The sequence below is a fragment of the Janthinobacterium sp. GW821-FHT03C10 genome, assembly GCF_059420865.1.
Genome location: NZ_JBWKUN010000010.1, coordinates 12,695 through 31,360, shown reverse-complemented (window position 1 = coordinate 31,360; position 18,666 = coordinate 12,695). Strand labels below are relative to the sequence as shown.

15 protein-coding genes are annotated in these 18,666 nt (G+C 62.6%); 11 read left to right on the top strand and 4 right to left on the bottom strand.

The window, feature by feature from the left end; genetic code table 11:
• Positions 1-209: 209 nt before the first annotated feature.
• The 3 genes from xsc (AC07VH_RS26210) (at position 210) to AC07VH_RS26200 (ending at position 3,986) form a co-directional block, all read left to right on the top strand.
• Positions 210-1,964 carry a sulfoacetaldehyde acetyltransferase gene (gene xsc / locus AC07VH_RS26210; RefSeq protein ID WP_494804039.1) on the top strand — a complete coding sequence of 585 codons (1,755 nt, stop codon included), beginning with the start codon at positions 210-212 and terminating at the stop codon, positions 1,962-1,964.
• Positions 1,965-2,221: 257 nt separating this feature from the next.
• On the top strand, positions 2,222-3,223 hold the full coding sequence (gene pta / locus AC07VH_RS26205) for a phosphate acetyltransferase (RefSeq protein WP_494789488.1): 1,002 nt from the start codon (positions 2,222-2,224) through the stop codon (positions 3,221-3,223).
• On the top strand, positions 3,213-3,986 hold the full coding sequence (locus tag AC07VH_RS26200; protein ID WP_494789489.1) for a TSUP family transporter: 774 nt from the start codon (positions 3,213-3,215) through the stop codon (positions 3,984-3,986). Before pta ends, AC07VH_RS26200 begins: the two co-directional genes overlap by 11 nt.
• On the opposite strand, the gene AC07VH_RS26195 is transcribed toward AC07VH_RS26200, so the two are convergent.
• Positions 3,983-5,389 (bottom strand): RtcB family protein, encoded by a 1,407-nt coding sequence (locus AC07VH_RS26195; RefSeq protein WP_494789490.1) that lies wholly within the window; start codon positions 5,387-5,389, stop codon positions 3,983-3,985. The genes AC07VH_RS26200 and AC07VH_RS26195 overlap by 4 nt on opposite strands.
• 425 nt (positions 5,390-5,814) lie before the next feature.
• Between AC07VH_RS26195 and AC07VH_RS26190 the strand changes: the two genes are divergently transcribed.
• The 3 genes from AC07VH_RS26190 to AC07VH_RS26180 all read left to right on the top strand — a co-directional run bounded on the left by AC07VH_RS26190 (position 5,815) and on the right by AC07VH_RS26180 (position 8,776).
• Complete coding sequence (locus tag AC07VH_RS26190; RefSeq protein ID WP_494789491.1) at positions 5,815-6,702, top strand: RNA ligase family protein; 888 nt, start codon at positions 5,815-5,817, stop codon at positions 6,700-6,702.
• Positions 6,699-7,841 (top strand): AAA family ATPase, encoded by a 1,143-nt coding sequence (locus tag AC07VH_RS26185; protein WP_494789492.1) that lies wholly within the window; start codon positions 6,699-6,701, stop codon positions 7,839-7,841. The genes AC07VH_RS26190 and AC07VH_RS26185 overlap by 4 nt, the downstream gene beginning before the upstream one ends.
• A gap of 242 nt (positions 7,842-8,083) precedes the next feature.
• Complete coding sequence (locus tag AC07VH_RS26180) at positions 8,084-8,776, top strand: choice-of-anchor E domain-containing protein (RefSeq protein ID WP_489628189.1); 693 nt, start codon at positions 8,084-8,086, stop codon at positions 8,774-8,776.
• Here the strand turns inward: AC07VH_RS26180 and AC07VH_RS26175 are convergent, their stop codons facing one another.
• From AC07VH_RS26175 to AC07VH_RS26165, 3 genes are read right to left on the bottom strand one after another with little or no spacing between them, the layout of a single operon-like run.
• Entirely contained in the window at positions 8,777-10,510 is a 1,734-nt protein-coding gene (locus AC07VH_RS26175; RefSeq protein ID WP_494789493.1) for a cobaltochelatase CobT-related protein, read from the bottom strand.
• Positions 10,507-11,481, bottom strand: a complete 975-nt coding sequence (locus AC07VH_RS26170) for an AAA family ATPase (protein ID WP_475413613.1) — start codon at positions 11,479-11,481, stop codon at positions 10,507-10,509. Before AC07VH_RS26170 ends, AC07VH_RS26175 begins: the two co-directional genes overlap by 4 nt.
• A gap of 41 nt (positions 11,482-11,522) precedes the next feature.
• Positions 11,523-12,359, bottom strand: coding sequence for an IclR family transcriptional regulator (locus AC07VH_RS26165; protein ID WP_475413612.1), 837 nt, complete (start codon positions 12,357-12,359; stop codon positions 11,523-11,525).
• Between the two features lie 223 nt (positions 12,360-12,582).
• On the opposite strand from AC07VH_RS26165, the gene xsc (AC07VH_RS26160) reads away from it, so the two are divergent.
• The 5 genes from xsc (AC07VH_RS26160) (at position 12,583) to AC07VH_RS26140 (ending at position 18,604) form a co-directional block, all read left to right on the top strand.
• Complete coding sequence (xsc, locus tag AC07VH_RS26160) at positions 12,583-14,391, top strand: sulfoacetaldehyde acetyltransferase (protein WP_494804038.1); 1,809 nt, start codon at positions 12,583-12,585, stop codon at positions 14,389-14,391.
• Between the two features lie 290 nt (positions 14,392-14,681).
• On the top strand, positions 14,682-15,089 hold the full coding sequence (locus AC07VH_RS26155; RefSeq protein WP_494789494.1) for a nuclear transport factor 2 family protein: 408 nt from the start codon (positions 14,682-14,684) through the stop codon (positions 15,087-15,089).
• A 25-nt stretch (positions 15,090-15,114) separates the two neighbouring features.
• Positions 15,115-16,554, top strand: a complete 1,440-nt coding sequence (locus tag AC07VH_RS26150; RefSeq protein WP_489628186.1) for an NAD(P)/FAD-dependent oxidoreductase — start codon at positions 15,115-15,117, stop codon at positions 16,552-16,554.
• A 113-nt stretch (positions 16,555-16,667) separates the two neighbouring features.
• Positions 16,668-17,717, top strand: coding sequence for a taurine ABC transporter substrate-binding protein (tauA, locus tag AC07VH_RS26145; RefSeq protein WP_489628185.1), 1,050 nt, complete (start codon positions 16,668-16,670; stop codon positions 17,715-17,717).
• A gap of 71 nt (positions 17,718-17,788) precedes the next feature.
• A complete protein-coding gene (locus AC07VH_RS26140; RefSeq protein WP_494789495.1) occupies positions 17,789-18,604 on the top strand; it encodes a taurine ABC transporter ATP-binding protein in 816 nt (271 codons plus the stop codon).
• Positions 18,605-18,666 lie beyond the last annotated feature (62 nt).

Here is an 18,666-nt window from a genome sequence, read left to right as displayed (position 1 = left end):
TTCAGGAATGAAACAGTCCGATTTTTCATGAATTTTCATTGACAGCGCATTTCGCAACCGTTAAATTGAACACGTATTTCAAATATCGGAACAAAATATACCGATTTTTCATAAAACCGTAAGGAGACTGAGCCATGACCGATTTGTCCGACCAAAAAGCCGCCGCAGCCGCCGCAGTGCATCCACCCGCTCCTGTAGGCCCGCAAAAGATGACGCCGTCCGAAGCGTTCGTGGAAACCCTGGCCGCCAATGGCGTGACCGACATGTTCGGCATCATGGGCTCGGCCTTCATGGACCCGATGGATATCTTTGCCCCGGCCGGCATCCGCCTGATTCCCGTCGTGCACGAGCAGGGCGCCGGCCACATGGCTGACGGCTATGCCCGCGTCTCGGGCCGCCATGGCGTTGTCATCGGCCAGAACGGCCCCGGCATCAGCAATTGCGTCACGGCGATTGCCGCCGCCTACTGGGCGCACACCCCCGTCGTGATCATCACGCCGGAAACAGGCACGATGAGCATGGGCCTGGGCGGCTTCCAGGAAGCGAACCAGCTGCCGATGTTCGAGGAATTCACGAAATATCAAGGCCACGTGACCAATCCTGCCCGCATGGCGGAATTCACGGGCCGCTGCTTTGACCGCGCCATGTCGGAAATGGGGCCGACGCAACTGAACATCCCGCGCGACTATTTTTATGGCGAAATCAAGGCCGATATCCCGAAACCGAACCGCCTGGACCGCGGCGCCGGCGGCGAGCAAAGCCTCGATGATGCGGCGGAGCTCTTGGCCAAGGCCAAGTTCCCCGTGATCATCTCGGGCGGCGGCGTCGTCATGGGCGAAGCGATCGACGAGTGCAAGGCCCTGGCCGAGCGCCTCGGCGCGCCCGTGGTGAACAGCTATCTGCATAACGACTCGTTTCCCGCCAGCCACCCGCTGTGGTGCGGTCCGCTCGGCTATCAAGGCTCGAAAGCGGCGATGAAACTGATCGCCCAGGCCGACGTCGTCGTCGCCCACGGATCGCCCCAGGGACCGTTCGGCACCCTGCCGCAGCACGGCATGGATTACTGGCCGAAGAACGCCAAGATCATCCAGATCGACGCCGACAACAAGATGCTCGGTTTGGTGAAAAAGATTTCGGTCGGTATCTGCGGCGACGCCAAGGCGGCCGCCAAGGCGATTATTGCCCGCCTCGATGGCAAGACGCTCGACTGCGATGCCACGCGCGACGCGCGCTATGCCACCGTGCAAGCGGAAAAGGCCGCATGGGAAGAGGAGTTGACCAACTGGACCCATGAAAAGGATGCCTACAGCCTGGACATGATCGAAGAGCAGAAGAAAGAGCCGGGCAACTATCTGCACCCGCGCCAGGTGCTGCGCGAGCTGGAAAAAGCCATGCCGGAAGACGTGATGGTATCGACCGACATCGGCAACATCAATTCGGTGGCAAATAGTTACTTGCGCTTCGAAAAGCCGCGCAGCTTCTTTGCAGCGATGAGCTTTGGCAACTGCGGCTATGCCTTCCCGACCATCATCGGCGCCAAGGTGGCCGCACCGCACCGTCCGGCCGTGTCGTATGCGGGCGACGGCGCCTGGGGCATGAGCCTGATGGAAACGATGACCTGCGTGCGCCACAACATTCCCGTGACGGCCGTGGTGTTCCACAACCGCCAGTGGGGCGCGGAAAAGAAGAACCAGGTCGATTTCTACAACCGCCGTTTCGTCGCCGGTGAGCTCGACAACCAGAGCTTCGCCGAGATCGCGCGGGCCATGGGCGCCGAAGGCATCACGGTCGACAAGCTGGAAGACGTGGGTCCGGCATTGAAGAAGGCGATCGACATGCAGATGAATGAAGGCAAGACGACCATCATCGAAATCATGTGCACGCGCGAGCTGGGCGACCCGTTCCGCCGCGATGCGCTGAGCAAGCCGGTGCGTCATCTGGATAAGTATAAAGACTACGTTTGATGCGCTGAGGTTGTTGGATTACGCCTTTCAGGCTAATCCAACCTACCCAACCTACCCAACCTACGCGACTGTGTAGGTCGGATTAGCCGGGCAAAGCCCGGCGTCATCCGACACCACCCGGGCAGTAGCCAGGCCCGGCGTCATCCGACACCACCCCGACCGATCCTTGTATGACCCCGGCTTGCCGGGTTTTATGTGCCGGAACCATCTTTATGCTTCCATGGTTCCGGCACTTTTTTTACCGAATTGGAGTCGCCATGAAAGCCCTGCACCGCATCATCGAACAAGCCCGTGCCGTGCCGAAAAACATCGTGTTGTGCGAGGGCGGCGATGCGCGCGTGCTGCAGGCGGCCGCGCGTGCGGCGGCCGAAGGCCTGGCGCACATCACCCTCGTCGGCAAGCCGGCCGCCATCCTGGCCCTGGCGCAGGAGCACGGACTGGACCTGGACGCGGTGCGCCTGGTCGATCCGGCAACGTCCGACGAGTCGGAACACTATGCCCAGCAATTGTTTGTGCTGCGTCAAGCCAAGGGCATGACGGTGGAGCAGGCGCGCGTCGCCGTGCAAGACCCGCTGTGCTACGCCAACCTGATGGTGCGCCTGGGCGACGCCGACGGCTGCGTGGCGGGGGCCGTGCACACGACGGCCGATGTGGTGCGCAGCGCCATCCAGATCATCGGCGTCGACCCGGCCTTCAAGCTCGTGTCGAGCTTTTTCCTGATGATGCTGTGCGAACCGTTTCACAGCCTCAAAGGCGGTTTTATCTTTTCCGACTGCGCCCTCGTCGTTGACCCGAAGGCCGAGGAATTGGCCGACATCGCCATGGCCGCCGCCGACAGCGCGCAAGCCTTGCTGATGGAAGAACCGAGGGTCGCCATGCTGTCGTTTTCCACCAGCGGCAGCGCCCACCACGCGGCCGTTGACAAGGTGCATGCGGCCACGGACCGGGTCAAGGCCCAGCGTCCGCTGCTGGCCATCGATGGCGACGTGCAACTGGACGCTGCCATCGTGGCCGAGATTTCCCAGAGAAAAGTCAAGGATTCCGTCGTCAACGGCCGCGCCAACGTGCTGGTGTTCCCGAACCTGGACGCGGGCAATATCGGCTACAAGCTGGCCGAACGCATGGGCGGCGCCGTCGCCATCGGCCCCTTGCTGCAAGGCTTGAACAAGCCCGCCAACGATCTGTCGCGCGGCTGCAGCGCAGACGACGTCTACAACGTCATTGCCGTGACGGCCGTGCAGGCCCAGGGTGGTCGCTGAGTTGTTCAGCCTGCCCGTGCTGGCGTTGCTGGGTGTGGTGGCGGCCGGCACGTATTTCCAGACCGTCACGGGCTTTGGCCTGGGCATGATCGTCATGGGCGTGGCCAGCGGCCTCGGCCTGGCGCCCGTGCCCGCGCTGGCGGCCCTCGTCAGTTTGTTGTCCCTGGCCAATTGCCTCGTGGCCTTGCCGGGCGCCTTGCACCACCTGGACTGGCGCGCCATCCGCGCCGCCAGCATCGGCTTGCTGCCGGCCATGGCGGCCGGCGTGTTGCTGTTGGGATATCTGGATCAGGCATATGCGCCGGTGCTGAAACTGTTGCTGGGCGCGGCCATCGTGTATGGCGGCGTCAGCATCCTGCTGCAGGCGCCGCCGGGACCGGGCGCGGCGGACAAGCGCAGCTTTTTCATCAGCGGCGTGTGCGGCGGCCTGTTCTCGGGTCTGTTTTCGCTGGCCGGCCCGCCGCTCGTATACCAGTTTTACCGCCAGGAAATGAGTCTGACCACCATCCGCTACAGCTTGATCTTCCTGTTCGCCATCAGCGCGGGCGGGCGCTCGCTGATGGCGGGCAGCCAGGGCCAGCTCGACGCAAAAGTCTTGTTGCTGTGCGCGCTGGCCTTGCCCGTCGGCGTGCTGGCCACCATGGCAGGCAAGCGCTACCCGCCGCCGATCGCCCAGCGCGGCATGCGCCGCATCGCGTTTGCCGTGCTGACCGCCATCGGCCTGTCGCTGATGGCGGCGGCCGTGCCGCAATTGCTGCGCTAGGCCTTGAACGTCAATAAAGGTTTCAAGCGCGCCACTGATTGCAGCAAGCCCGCTTCCTCCTGCGCGGCGATGACGGGGCCGATCTTTTTATACGCCATCGGCGCTTCCTCGACGCGGCGTTCCTCGCGCAGCGTCACGCACTGGAAGGCCATCTCGTCTCCGCCCACCGTGGGCCGGATGGCGCGCATGGCTTGCCTGCGGATGCTGCGCCCCGCGCCGTGCGAGCACGACCACAGCCAGTCGGGGTTGCCCATCCCCGTTGCTACATAGGAATAGTCGCCCATGGAGCCGGGGATCAGCGCCAGGTCGCCCTCGCGCGCCGGCGTGGCGCCCTTGCGGTGGATGTTCATGCCATGCTCGCGCAGGATGACGTTATGCGGCACGTCCACCACCAGGCGCGATTGATCCTGCGCAAACACTTGCGACAGGCTGTCGCGCACCAGTTCGGCCAATACCATGCGGTTGACCCAGGCGTAGCGCGAGGCCACGCCCATGGCGTCCATGTATTCGCCGGCCAGTTCGCCCGTCAAGCCGTACAGGCCCGACTGCGGGTGGCGCACGCCTTTCGGCCACGCCCCCCTGGCGCGATCCATCCAGCGGCTGCCCACAAAAAAACCCACGTCGCGGCTGCCGCTGTGGATCATCACGACCACTTCGCCGGGCACCAGCCCGTGCCGGTATGCGGCGTGGCGGTCCATGACCGTATCGACCAGCTGGATTTCCACGAAATGGTTGCCCGATCCCGTCGTGCCCAGGCTGGGATCGCGTATCACTTCGCGCGTGCCCACCAGCGCTTCGGGCGCATGGCGCAAGCCGCCGCCCAGTTCGCGCAGGGCGATGCAAGCGTCGAGCTCGCGCAACAAACGCTCCTTGTCGACGCGGGGCCACAGGCCGCACATGCCATCCTTGTGCAGGCTGTCGATGAACGCTTCCGGCCCCACCTCGAACAGGGCGGCAAACGCCTTCGAGCGCAGCGGCACGTTGCGGCCGTCTTCCAGCAACACGTGTTTGAGCTTGCTCAATAGCTGCGGCTTGCGCGCCTCGAACTGCGCCAGGGTCAGGCCCGTCGTGATCAGGCGCATGCCGCAGGCGATGTCCGTGCCGGGAATGGCGGGGATCACCATGTCGGGGCTGGTGGCGACGATGCTGCCGACGGGCGCGATGCTGCCAGGGTGGAAGTCGGGCGTAGCGCAGGCCTTGCACACATGGCCATCCTGGCCCGGCACGGCGACGGCGGCAAACTCCATCAGCTGGCGCACGGCTTTTTCCTCGAGGGGAAAGTTGTGGGGCAGCAGCACGGACGCCTGGGCGTGCGGATTGCTGAGTGTATAAATTCCGTCGGCATAGGCGACGGCGATGCCCTGGCGGCGCAGGGCTTTTTGTAATCTGGATATGGGAAACACGATTCTGCTCCGGAAATAACGAATGCACGGCCCTTTTGCAAGGGCCATGTTTGTTTTCCACGCAGCAGCGACAGGAAGTGCCGCCAGCTTAGCAAATTTTGCGGGGCTTGCAAAGCCAGGGATGCGCACGATAGGAAGAGCCACTTGCAAAATAATCAAACTGCCTTTATATTCGCGGTTCTTTCTCGAACCTCTTCCTTATTGGAGCCAAAAGTGCCTCGCTTCTTCGCCATCACCTGCTAACGCTGACGAAATGCTCTCTGCAGCATCGTTCGGCGCGTTGACGCCCCCGATTGCTGCGGCACTGTTTTTGCTCTTTCCGCACACGTATCCAGGACCACCGTCCTGATCGTCCACGCCCGAACACGTCGTCAGCACCCCTGACCCTGTATGGACACGCCCCGGTGAACGCGGCGTGGGACGCTATGTTTTTACAATCTTTGCCTTTATTTAAATACCCGCGCACGCCGCACCTGGAAGGCTCGCGCCTGCAGGACGGCGACGACGGTTCCGACCAGATGCCCCTGAAAAAGCTGGCCGGCCGATACGTCGTCATCGAGGAAAAAATCGATGGCGCCAACTCCGCCGTGTCGTTCAGCGATGCGGGCGAGGTGCTGCTGCAGTCGCGCGGCCACTACCTGGCGGGCGGCGGCAGCGAACGCCAGTTCAACCTGTTGAAACCGTGGGCCCATGCGCATGAGCACGCCTTGCTGCATATGCTTGAAGATCAATTTGTGCTGTTTGGCGAGTGGTCTTACAGCAAGCATTCCGTGTTTTACGACCGCCTGCCCCATTATTTCAACGAGTTCGACGTGTATTGCCGCCGCAGCCAGATGTTTTTGTCGACGGCGCGCCGCCGCGCCATGCTGGCCGGCTCGCCCGTGCTGTCGGTCCCCGTGCTGTATGCGGGCACCATGCCCGCGTCGCCGAAACAGCTGTGGCAGCTGCTGCGCCATTCGCTGGCCAAGTCCCGCCTGTGGCGCGACGCTTTCGAAGGCGTGGTGGCGCGTGAGCGCTTGCCGCTGGACCTGTGCTGGAAGCAGACGGACAAGTCCGACCACGCGGAAGGCCTGTACCTGAAAGTGGAAGACGACGAGCAAGTGCTGGCCCGCTACAAGTTGGTGCGCCATGACTTTACGCAAACCATCCTCGACAGCGGTTCGCACCACAGCACGCGGCCATTGATCCCGAACCTGCTGGCCGACGGCGTCGACCTGTACGCGCCGCAGCCGCTGGTGACGTGGGAAAGCCTGGGCTTGCATACCTGCCAGTCGCTCGACGAACTGGCAGCCTTCTCAAGGAGTATGAAATGATGAACTGGAAAACCCTGCAGCAACTGGTGCCGCCAGCGGGCCACTCGCCCGACTTCAGCGCCTGCCTGGCCGCTTTCCCGCAACTGGAACTGGCGAAGACGACGCCGCAAAACCCCGTGTACCACGCGGAAGGCGATGTGTGGACGCATACCATGATGGTGGTGGAATCCCTGCTGGGCATGCTTGAGTATCAGCAAGCGACGCGGGCGGAACAGGAAATCGTGTTCCTGGCCGCCTTGCTGCACGACGTGGCCAAGTGCAGCACGACGGTGATCGACCCCGTGACGGGCGCCATCGGCCAGCCCGGCCACTCGCGCAAGGGCGCGCTCGATGCGCGCATCGCCCTGTGGGACTACGACGTGCCGTTTGCCGCGCGCGAGGAAATCTGCCGCTTGATTAACGTGCACCAGGTGCCGTTCTTTGCGCTGGAACAATCGCGGCGCGGCGTCACGCCGGAATTTACCGTGCGCGAACTGTCGTGGCAAGTCGATATCCGCCTGCTGGCCATGCTGGCCGAGGCCGATATCCGCGGCCGCATCTGCCCGGACCCGCAGCGCATCCTCGACGCCATCGAGCTGTTCCGCGAACTGGCGCGCGAGGAAGGCTGCTATGGCCAGCGCAGGGTCTTCGTCGACGACCACACGCGCGTGAAGTACTTTCGCGGCGCCGAGGCGCATCCCGATTATTCCCTGTTCCAGGAGCCGGGTTCGCGCGTGATCGTCATGTCGGGCTTGCCCGCGTCCGGCAAGAATACCTGGGTGGACAAGCACCATCCGCGCCTGCCCGTCGTGTCGTTTGACGATGCGCGGACGGCCTTGGGCTTGAAGCATGGCAAGAACGAGGGGCAGGTGGGCGACTATGCGGAAGAGCGGGCGCGCGAACTGCTGCGCAAGCACGAACCGTTCGTGTGGAATGCCACGCATCTGTCCAAGCTGATGCGCGAGAAGACGCTCAACCTGCTGTACAAATACCATGCGCAGGTGGAGCTCGTGTACCTGGAACAGCCGCGCAAGGAATTACTCCGACGCAACGGCCAGCGCGACACCTCGCTCAGCAACAAGAAGCTGCAAGCGATGCTGTGGAACTGGGAAATCCCGCTGCCCATGGAGGCGCACACGGTGCGTTACTGCGTCGAATGAGGCGCCAGCAACGGCGCGGCGCTCTCTTCGTCCCGCTGCATGATCGTTGCATGGGAAATCAAAATAACAATACTTATTTTTAAAATTGCAACAAACTGAGTATATTGCGACTCTTTCATTTATTACAATGAATTGTCTGGTTAGCTGAATGGCCGGGCTGTGGCGCGAGGGACCTCCCTCGCGCTTCCTGCGTGAATCACTGCGTGATCCACTCTTCCTCATTGAATGAACAGGAGTCATCGATGCAAAAATCTCTCATCGCACTGGCCGCAGCCGCCGTGCTAAGCCTTGGCGCTGCATCTTCCGCGCAGGCGGCCACCCAGACCATCAGCTTCAGCGCCGACCGCGCCCTGGGCGCCACCAATTGGTCAGATACCCTGGGGCTGGGCAAGTTCGACAGCAGCCTGGGCACCTTGACGTCGATCAAATTCCATCTGGAAGGGGGCGTGCAGGGCAGCGGCAGGGCGGAAAGCCTGGATGCGGGCGCTTCCGACGTGACCCTGAGCCTGGCCTCGCTGCTGACCTTGTACCGTCCCGACAATTCCACCCTGCTGGTGGCCAATCCGCTGTTCACGCAGACATTCGCCCTGAGCGCCTTTGATGGCAGCATCGATTTCGCGGGGACTTCGGGCGCGGACACGGGGCCCCGCTCGAGCACGGGGTCGAATAGCTACACGACCGCCAGTGCCAGCGACTTTGCCCTGTTTTCCTCGGCGGGCGGCGGTTTGATTTACCTGGGCTTGAATGCCATCGGTTCCTCGACGGGCAGCGGCGCGGGCAATTTGCTGACGCAGTTCCAGACGGCCGCTTCCGGCCGCGTGGCAGTGACGTATGAATACGTGAGCGCCGTGCCGGAACCGGAAACCTATGTGATGCTGCTGACGGGGCTGGCGCTGGCCGGCGTGATGATGCGGCGCCGCAAGCCCCGCGCCTGATCAGCGCCGGCTGCGCCCGGCAACCAGCTGGGCGATCTCGCTGAACAGTTCATTGTTCAGCGAGGCGGGCAGGGTGGTGGCCAGGCTGCGGCTGTAGTAAGCGCCCAGGTCCAGTCCCAGTCCCAGCCCGCAGATTTCCACGGCGCCCTGCGCTTCGCGGCGCGCCACCACCTGTTTCAGATGTTGCGCCAGGTAAAACTCGTCGTTGGCCAGATTCGTAGCTGTATCCATCGGGCAACCGTCTGACACGACGAGCAGGATGCGCCGCCGCTCCGGGCGTGCCAGCATGCGCGTGCACGCCCAATCCACGGCTTCGCCATCGACGCCTTCGCGGTACAGGTCCGCTTTCAGCAGGGCGGCGATGTCGGGCCGCGCGCGGCGCCAGTTCGTCTCGCCATCCTTGAAGACCATATGCACGAGTTCATTCAAGCGGCCCGGATGGGCGGGCGAGCGGGCGCGCATCCAGTCGCGCTTGACGCGGCCCCCGTTCCAGGCGCCCGTCGTAAAGCCCAGCAATTCCGTCGTGATGCCCGCCTGATCCAGTGCGCGCAGCAATATGTCCAGCAGCACGGCCACGGATTCCGCATGCGTCTTCATGGAGCCGGAGCAATCGACGAGAAAGGTGACGAGGCAATCGGCCTGCGGCAGGAATTGTTCCTTGCGGAACAAGCGGCGCTCGGACGGCGAGCTGATCAGCTGCGCCAGGCGCCGGCCATCGATATAACCCTCTTCTTCGCCGAACGACCAACCGTCGCGTTGGGGCACGGCCAGCAATTGCGTGAAGCGCCGCGCCAGGCGCGCCGTATTGATGCCCAGGCTGGCGATGCGCGCATCCATGCGTTCGCGGTACTCGAGCAGCAGGGCGCGGCGCACGAGCTCGCCCGCCTTGTCTTCGCGGTCATATGCCGTGGAGTACGCCTTGTAGCCGCCATCGCTGTCGCGCAAGGCGCGGCTGTCGCCCAGCGGGGCGGCATCGGGAACATTGTCGTTATCGCTGTCGAAATCGAGCAGCAGCTTGAAGGCCGCCTGCGCCTTCGCGTCGCCCCCGTAGTCCTCGCTGCCGTCGCGCGCCGCCTGCGCCTCTTTCAGCATGGCGTCGACGGCATGGGCGATGGCCAGCGCGTGGCGGGCAAAGGCGGCCTGGTCGGCGCGGTGGCGGCGCAAGCCCGCCAGGTCGCCGCTCAGTTGCGAGGACAGGGACCAGCGCGTCGCCTCGATGAAATCTTCCGTCTTTTCCAGCACGGGCCTGGCCGTCAGGCGCGACCAGCACATCTGGAACACGGTGTACAAGAGCAAGCCCGACGCGCCTTCGGCCAGGCCGGAATCGTAGAACGCGTGCGACCATGCAGTAAAGCGGTGGCGCAGGTTGGCGATGACGCCGGCATGCCGCTCTGGCGCCAGGGTTTCCACGCGCAGTTGCTCCAGCAGCTCGAAGACGAGCCGCGCCACGGGTTCGACCGGGCACAAGGACTTGTGCAGGGCCGCATCCGTATGCAGCAAACGCAGGGCCACGCTGTCGGCCGCGCCGCGCAGCGAGGGCAAATCCTCGAGCGCCGCATCGGGCTGCAGATGGGCCGCGTGGATGGGCAGGGGGCGGTGGCCGTCGTGCAGGCGCCGTCCGCGGTAGCGGATCGCCGCCTGTCCGCTGAGCGCGCGGATGGCACCCGCGCACAGCTCATCCGTTTCCTGCTGCTCGCGCGTGTAGGCGGCAGGAACTATGGCTTCGGCGTTCATGCCTGGCTCGCCAGCAATTCCTCGTTGAAACAGCGCTGGTAATACTCGGCCACCATGGGCCGCTCGGCCTCGTCGCATTTGTTGAGGAAGGACAGGCGGAAGGCCAGGGCCGGGTCGCGGAAGATCTGGCAGTTTTCCGCCCAGGTGATCACCGTGCGCGGCGACATCAGGCACGCCAGGTCGCCCGCCGCATAGCCGTGGCGCGTCAGGCTGGCCACGGCCACCATGCTGCCTGCCAGCTGGCGGCCCGCCGCGTCGTTCATGGCGGGAACCCTGGCCAGCACGATGTCCGTTTCCTCGTCCTGCGGCAAATAGTTCAAGGTGGCAACGATGTTCCAGCGGTCGATCTGCGCGTGATTGAGCACTTGCGTGCCGTGGTACATGCCGTTCAGGTTGCCCAGGCCCACCGTGTTCGAGGTGGCGAACAAACGGAAGTGGGGGTGGGGCGTGATGACCCGGTTCTGGTCGAGCAGGGTGAACTTGCCGTCGCGCTCGAGGATGCGCTGGATGACGAACATCACGTCGGGGCGCCCCGCGTCGTATTCGTCGAAGATCAGGGCCACGGGCCGTTGCAGCGACCAGGGCACGATGCCTTCCTGGAATTCCGTCACCTGCTGCTGCTCGCGCAGCACGATGGCATCCTTGCCGACCAGATCCAGGCGGCTGATGTGGCCATCGAGGTTGACGCGCACGCAGGGCCAGTTCAGGCGCGCCGCCACCTGCTCGATATGCGTGGACTTGCCCGTACCGTGCAAGCCTTGCACCATCACGCGGCGGTTATGCGTGAAACCGGCGAGTATCGCCAGGGTCACGTCCTTGTTGAAGCGGTAGGCGGGATCGATGTCGGGCACGTGCGGATCGCGTTCCGTGAAGACGGGCACGAGCAGGTCGCTGTCGATATGGAACAGGCTGCGCACGGACTGCAAGGTTTGCGCTGCGGCGGCGGGGGGATGTTGGCGTGAATCTGGCACCTTGTTCTCCTGGTCAAGCCGCAGCATGGGTGCCGCAGCGGTTATGAATTACCTGTCTGCAATGCGTCGTCGTCCCCGCCCGTCGTCGGCATGGTTTCCGATTCGATGGCGGCCAGGGCTTGCGCGGCGCGTTGCAATGCTGGCAAGAAATGTAAAGCCTTGTCGTGCGTCAAACGGATGATGGGCGCCTGGATCGCCACGGCCAGGTTCGAGCGGCCGTTCGGGTTCGGCACCAGCACGGCCACGCACAGCAGGCCGGGCAGGAATTCCTCGTCGTCCAGCGCATAGCCGTTGCGGCGCACCAGTTCCAGTTCGCGTTCCAGCTTGGCGGGGTCCGTTTCCGTCTTGTCCGTAAAGCGCGTCAATTCCATGTGGCCCAGCAGGCGGCGTCGTTGCACGGGCGTCATCTGCGCCAGGAACAGCTTGCCGCTGGACGAGCAATGGGCCGGCACCCGTGAACCGGGATGCAGGTAGAAGCGCAGCGGGGCCGCCGTTTCCACGCGGTCCAGGTACACCACTTCGCTGCCGCTGAAGGCCGTCAGGTTGCAGCTTTCGCCCACTTCCTCGACCAGCTGGCGCAAGACCATGCGGCGGGCGCCATGGAAGGTGTTGTTAATCAAGAGGTTAGACGCCAGGCGGCGCAGGCGCACACCCGTGCTGTAGTGGCGGCCGTCGCTTTCGCGCTGCAGCACGCCCACGCTTTCCAGCTGTTGCAGCATGCGGTGCAGGGTGGGTTTCGGCAGCCCCGTTTCTTCCACCAGCGCTTGCAGCGACAGCAGTTGGTCTTTTTCGGCAATCACTTCCAGCAAGGCAAACAAACGCATCGTGGGCGTGTCGCCTTCCAGTTTTTCCGGCTCAAGTTTTGGGGATGAAATCATGTCCATGGTGGCCTCGGTTGGGTATCTGAGTGTTACATCAGCTTATTTCATTTTCGAACTCAAATTGTACCGTTTCCTCGAAATTCTGTTTGACTTTTGATTGCCGAACGCTTAAATTGAATTGTATATCAAATTTCGGAACAAAATATACCGTTTTTTGATAAATAAATTGATAAATACGCTGCAGTTCATTACCACAGACCAGGAGACACCCATGAATGACATGACCGAGCAAAAAGCCGCCGCCGCAGCCGCGATACCTGTAGGCCCGCAAAAGATGACGCCGTCCGAAGCGTTCGTGGAAACCCTGGCCGCCAATGGCGTGACCGACATGTTCGGCATCATGGGCTCGGCCTTCATGGACCCGATGGATATCTTTGCCCCGGCCGGCATCCGCCTGATTCCCGTCGTGCACGAGCAGGGCGCCGGCCACATGGCTGACGGCTATGCCCGCGTCTCGGGCCGCCATGGCGTTGTCATCGGCCAGAACGGCCCCGGCATCAGCAATTGCGTCACGGCGATTGCCGCCGCCTACTGGGCGCACACCCCCGTCGTGATCATCACGCCGGAAACAGGCACGATGAGCATGGGCCTGGGCGGCTTCCAGGAAGCGAACCAGCTGCCGATGTTCGAGGAATTCACGAAATATCAAGGCCACGTGACCAATCCTGCCCGCATGGCGGAATTCACGGGCCGCTGCTTTGACCGCGCCATGTCGGAAATGGGGCCGACGCAACTGAACATCCCGCGCGACTATTTTTATGGCGAAATCAAGGCCGATATCCCGAAACCGAACCGCCTGGACCGCGGCGCCGGCGGCGAGAAAAGCCTCGATGATGCGGCGGAGCTCTTGGCCAAGGCCAAGTTCCCCGTGATCATCTCGGGCGGCGGCGTCGTCATGGGCGAAGCGATCGACGAGTGCAAGGCCCTGGCCGAGCGCCTCGGCGCGCCCGTGGTGAACAGCTATCTGCATAACGACTCGTTTCCCGCCAGCCACCCGCTGTGGTGCGGTCCGCTCGGCTATCAAGGCTCGAAAGCGGCGATGAAACTGATCGCCCAGGCCGACGTCGTCGTCGCCCTCGGTTCGCGCCTGGGACCGTTCGGCACCCTGCCGCAGCACGGCATGGATTACTGGCCGAAGAACGCCAAGATCATCCAGATCGACGCCGACAACAAGATGCTCGGTTTGGTGAAAAAGATTTCGGTCGGTATCTGCGGCGACGCCAAGGCGGCCGCCAAGGCGATTATTGCCCGCCTCGATGGCAAGACGCTCGACTGCGATGCCACGCGCGACGCGCGCTATGCCACCGTGCAAGCGGAAAAGGCCGCATGGGAAGAGGAGTTGACCAACTGGACCCATGAAATGGATGCCTACGGCCTGGACATGATCGCAGAGCCGAAGAAAGAGCCGGGCAACTATCTGCACCCGCGCCAGGTGCTGCGCGAGCTGGAAAAAGCCATGCCGGAAGACGTGATGGTATCGACCGACATCGGCAACATCAATTCGGTGGCAAATAGTTACTTGCGCTTCGAAAAGCCGCGCAGCTTCTTTGCAGCGATGAGCTTTGGCAACTGCGGCTATGCCTTCCCGACCATCATCGGCGCCAAGGTGGCCGCACCGCACCGTCCGGCCGTGTCGTATGCGGGCGACGGCGCCTGGGGCATGAGCCTGATGGAAACGATGACCTGCGTGCGCCACAACATTCCCGTGACGGCCGTGGTGTTCCACAACCGCCAGTGGGGCGCGGAAAAGAAGAACCAGGTCGATTTCTACAACCGCCGTTTCGTCGCCGGTGAGCTCGACAACCAGAGCTTCGCCGAGATCGCGCGGGCCATGGGCGCCGAAGGCATCACGGTCGACAAGCTGGAAGACGTGGGTCCGGCATTGAAGAAGGCGATCGACATGCAGATGAATGAAGGCAAGACGACCATCATCGAAATCATGTGCACGCGCGAGCTGGGCGACCCGTTCCGCCGCGATGCGCTGAGCAAGCCGGTGCGTCATCTGGATAAGTATAAAGACTACGTTTGATGCGCTGAGGTTGTTGGATTACGCCTTTCAGGCTAATCCAACCTACCCAACCTGCCCAACCTACGCGACTGTGTAGGTCGGATTAGCCGGGCGAAAGCCCGGCGTAATCCGACAAAGCGTTGTGATCAAATTCTCACAGATTGTCACGAAAACATCATAATTTCATTAAAGAATACAAGGCGTCCCGTTTTTTGGATTATTTGATTTGACAAGGCCATGCTTAAGGCTTAAATTCAATAAAAGACAAAAAACGGAACGTAGCGTATCAAAAACGATTTACGGAGACCACCATGAACCACCCTGTACCGCACACCGACGCCGTCACCATCGACTTCCTGCAAGCGTTCGGCGATGCCTGGAACCGCCACGATATCGAGGCCTTGATGGCCGCCATGGCCGACGACTGCGAATTCCACGCTGTGGCCGGTCCTGACTTGCTGGGCAAGAGTTTCATCGGCCGCGACGCCGTGCGCGCCGGTTTCGAGCTGGTCTGGCAAACCTTTCCCGACGCGGCCTGGCTGAACCCCGTGCATTTCGTCAGCGGCCAGCGCGGCGTGACGGAATCGACCTTTGCCGGCACCAAGGCGGACGGCACGCGCATCGAGGCGCGCATGGTCGACATCTTTACTTTCCGCGATGGCAAGATCGCCGTGAAGAACGCCTTCCGCAAGGATCGCCCACCCGTCGTCAAAGCTTAAGCCAGCACGTTCACCAGGAATGATCATGAACAAACCTGTCGACACCCCATCTGACGTACTGGGCAACAGCACCGCTGCCCGCACGGCCTACGATCCCGCCTACGATCCGCTGGTGGCCCAGCGGCCCGGCCACGGCAATGCCTACGCGCCCACCTACTGGATCGGCACGGCCGGCGAGCCGCCCGCCGACGACGGTCCCATCACGCATGACATCGACGTCGACGTGGCGATCATCGGCTCGGGTTTTACCGGTCTCTCCTGCGCCATCTTCCTGGCCCAGGAACACGGCATCAAGGCCACCGTGCTGGAAGCGAACCGGGTCAGCTGGGGCTGCAGCACGCGCAACGGCGGCCAGGCGCAATGCACGACGGGCCGCCTGAAGCGCTCGCAGTGGATCGCGCGATACGGCATGGACACGGCCCTCAAGCTGCACACGGAAGTGTGCGACGCCATGGAAACCTTCAAGAAGATCACGGCCGACATCGATTGCGACCCGCAGCCGGGCGGCCACCTGTACATCGCCCACAAGGCGAAAGCCATGCCCGCGCTGGAAAAAGAAGCCAAGGTCATGCGCGACATCTTCAAGTACGACGCGCGCATCCTCGACGCCGACACCGTCAAGCGCGAGTATGTGGACGACAAGGAAGCGGCGGGTGCCCTGCACGAGCCGGAAGGCATCGGCATCCACGCGGGCAAGCTGGCCTTCGGCTACCTGCGCAAGGCGCGCGCGCTGGGCGCCAAAGTGCATCCATCGAGTCCCGTGATGGGTTGGGAGACGCGCAATGGCGTGCATTATCTGCAAACGCCGGGCGGCGTGGTGCGTGCCCGCTCCGTGGCCGTGGCCACGGGCGGCTACACCTCGCCCCACCTGCATGCGCAAGTGAAGAACCGGCTGCTGCCGATTTTGTCGAATTCCATCGTCACGCGCCCGTTGACCCCGGCGGAAATCGAGGCGTGCAATTTCCGCACCCACCAGGTGATCACGGATACGCGCATCCTGCGCCACTACTACCGCTTGATGCCGGACAACCGCGTGCAGATCGGCAGCCGCAGCGCCATCACGGGCGCCGACGCGCCGGACGACAGATATAAACAGTTTTTGATCAACGATCTGCACCGCAAGTTCCCCGCGCTGACCGGTATTCCCATCGATTACTCGTGGTGGGGCTGGGTCGACGTCAGCCACGACATGATGCCGCGCATCGTGCAACCGGACCCGAAGCAATCGATCTTCTATTCGCTCGGCTACGGCGGCAACGGCGTCATGTATTCGGCACAGGCGGGCCGGCGCATGGCCGAGCGCATCGCGGGCAAGGCCAGCGACACGGGCTTGCCGATCTTTAATTCGAAATTGCCGTATCCCAACATGATGGAACTGGTCGAGTCGCAGGCGTTCGCCCCGTTCCGCCGCCTGGGCCAGCGCTTCCTGTACCGCTGGTATCACTTGAAGGATGAAGTGTTTTAAATAGCAGCAGCCGTACTAAGCCGCCGTATGGTTGACAAAGAGCAACCAGCGGCGCCATCCGCAAGGATGAGATTGCCCGAACGTTCACACATAACAATAACTTGGAGTGAGACATGAACACAAATACGAGCAAAACGGTTTTTTCAACGATGCGCCGCGCCGTCCTCGGCACCCTGGTGCTGGGCGTGGCGGTCGCATCGAGCGGCACGGCCTTCGCGCAGGGCAAGGAAGTGACGATTGCCTATCAGGAAATCAACGGTCCCTTCCTGGTGGCGATCGCCAGCGGCGAGGTGGAAAAGACCACCGGCTACAAAATCAACTGGCGCAAGTTCGATTCGGGTGCCAAGGTGGCCACCGGCATGGCTTCCGGCGACGTGCAGATCGGCGTCATCGGTTCCAGCCCATTGACGGCGGCCGTCAGCCGCGGCGTCGACCTGCAGCTGTTCTGGATCATCGACGACATCAACGAAGCCGAAGCGATGGTGGCCCGCAATGGCGCCGGCATCAGCAAACCGACCGACTTGCGCGGCAAGAAGATCGCCGTGCCGTTTGTTTCCACCACACACTTCCACACCATGTTCGCGCTGGAAACGTGGGGCATCAAGCCCACGGAAGTGAAATTGCTCAACATGCAGCCGAACCAGATCGCCGCCGCCTGGGAGCGGGGCGATATCGACGCGGCCTTCGTGTGGGACCCGGCCTTGAGCAAACTCAAGCAAAACGGCAAGGTGCTGGTGACCTCTGGCGAACTGAGCAAGAAGGGCAAGGCCACGTTTGACGGCATGGCCGTCGAGCGCGCCTGGGGCGAGGCGAATGCCGATTTCATGGCCAAGTTCGTCAAGGTGATGGCCGCTGCCGACGCCGACTACCGCGCCAATCCGAAGGCGTGGACCATCGATTCCCCGCAAGTCAAAGCCAACGTCAAGCATTCGGGTGCGGCTGCCAAGGACGTGGCCGCTTCCGTGGCCCTGTACGCCTATCCATCGTTGCAGGAGCAGGCTTCGCCTGCCTGGCTCGGTGGCGGCGCGAAGGGCGGCGTGGCGCAAGCCTTGCTGGCCACGGCGCAATTTTTGAAGGGCGAAGGCAAGATCGATACGCTGGCCCCTGACTACGCCAAATATGTGACACCCAAGTATGCACAGGCCGCCGGCCTGCTGAAGTAAACGTTGTGCGATGGCGCGCCTGCGGGCGCGCTGACTGAACAGAGTGCGTTGAACAGAACTGTGGGGACACGATGGAAAATCTGTACGTCAAGGATGTCAGCGTGATTTATCCGGGCAAGACGGCCGGTGAACGCGTACATGCCTTAAATAATATCAATCTCACCATCAATAGCGGCGACTTCGTCGTCGCGCTCGGTGCTTCCGGTTGCGGCAAGACAACCTTGCTGAGCCTGATGGCGGGCTTTATTGCCCCGTCCAAGGGGGAAATCATGCTCGGGGACAATAAGGTGGAAGGGCCTGGCGCCGACCGTGGCGTCGTGTTCCAGAAACACGCCTTGCTGCCGTGGCTGGACGTGATGGAAAACGTGGAATTCGGCCTGAAGCTGCAAGGCGTGCCGAAAGCCGTGCGGCGCGAACAGGCGGCCAAGAACCTGGCGCTCGTGGGCTTGAAGGACTTTCACGACAATATGATTTATCAGTTGTCGGGCGGCATGCAGCAAAGGGTGGGCATCGCCCGCGCGCTGACGTGCAATCCCGCCATGCTGCTGATGGATGAGCCGATGGCGGCGCTCGATGCGCTGACGCGCGAAACCATCCAGGAGTTGCTACTCGATATCTGGGCCAAGTCCAGCACCATGTTCTTCTTCATTACCCACAGCGTCGACGAGGCGCTGTTCCTGGCGAACCGGCTGATCGTCATGTCGCCCCGTCCGGGCCGCATCACGCACACGTATGAACTCGATTTCAACAAGCGCTTCCTCGAATGCCGCGATGCGCGCGCCGTGAAATCGAGTCCGGACTTCATCAAGATGCGTGAAACGGTGCTCAACATCATTTATGGCGACGAGCGCGCAGTCAACAAAGAGCTGGAGGTGTCCCATGCATAGCCCATCCGTCGTGGGATTTCCTCTCGCCAGCGCCAAGCGCGCCGGTTTCTTTGGCCGCCTGT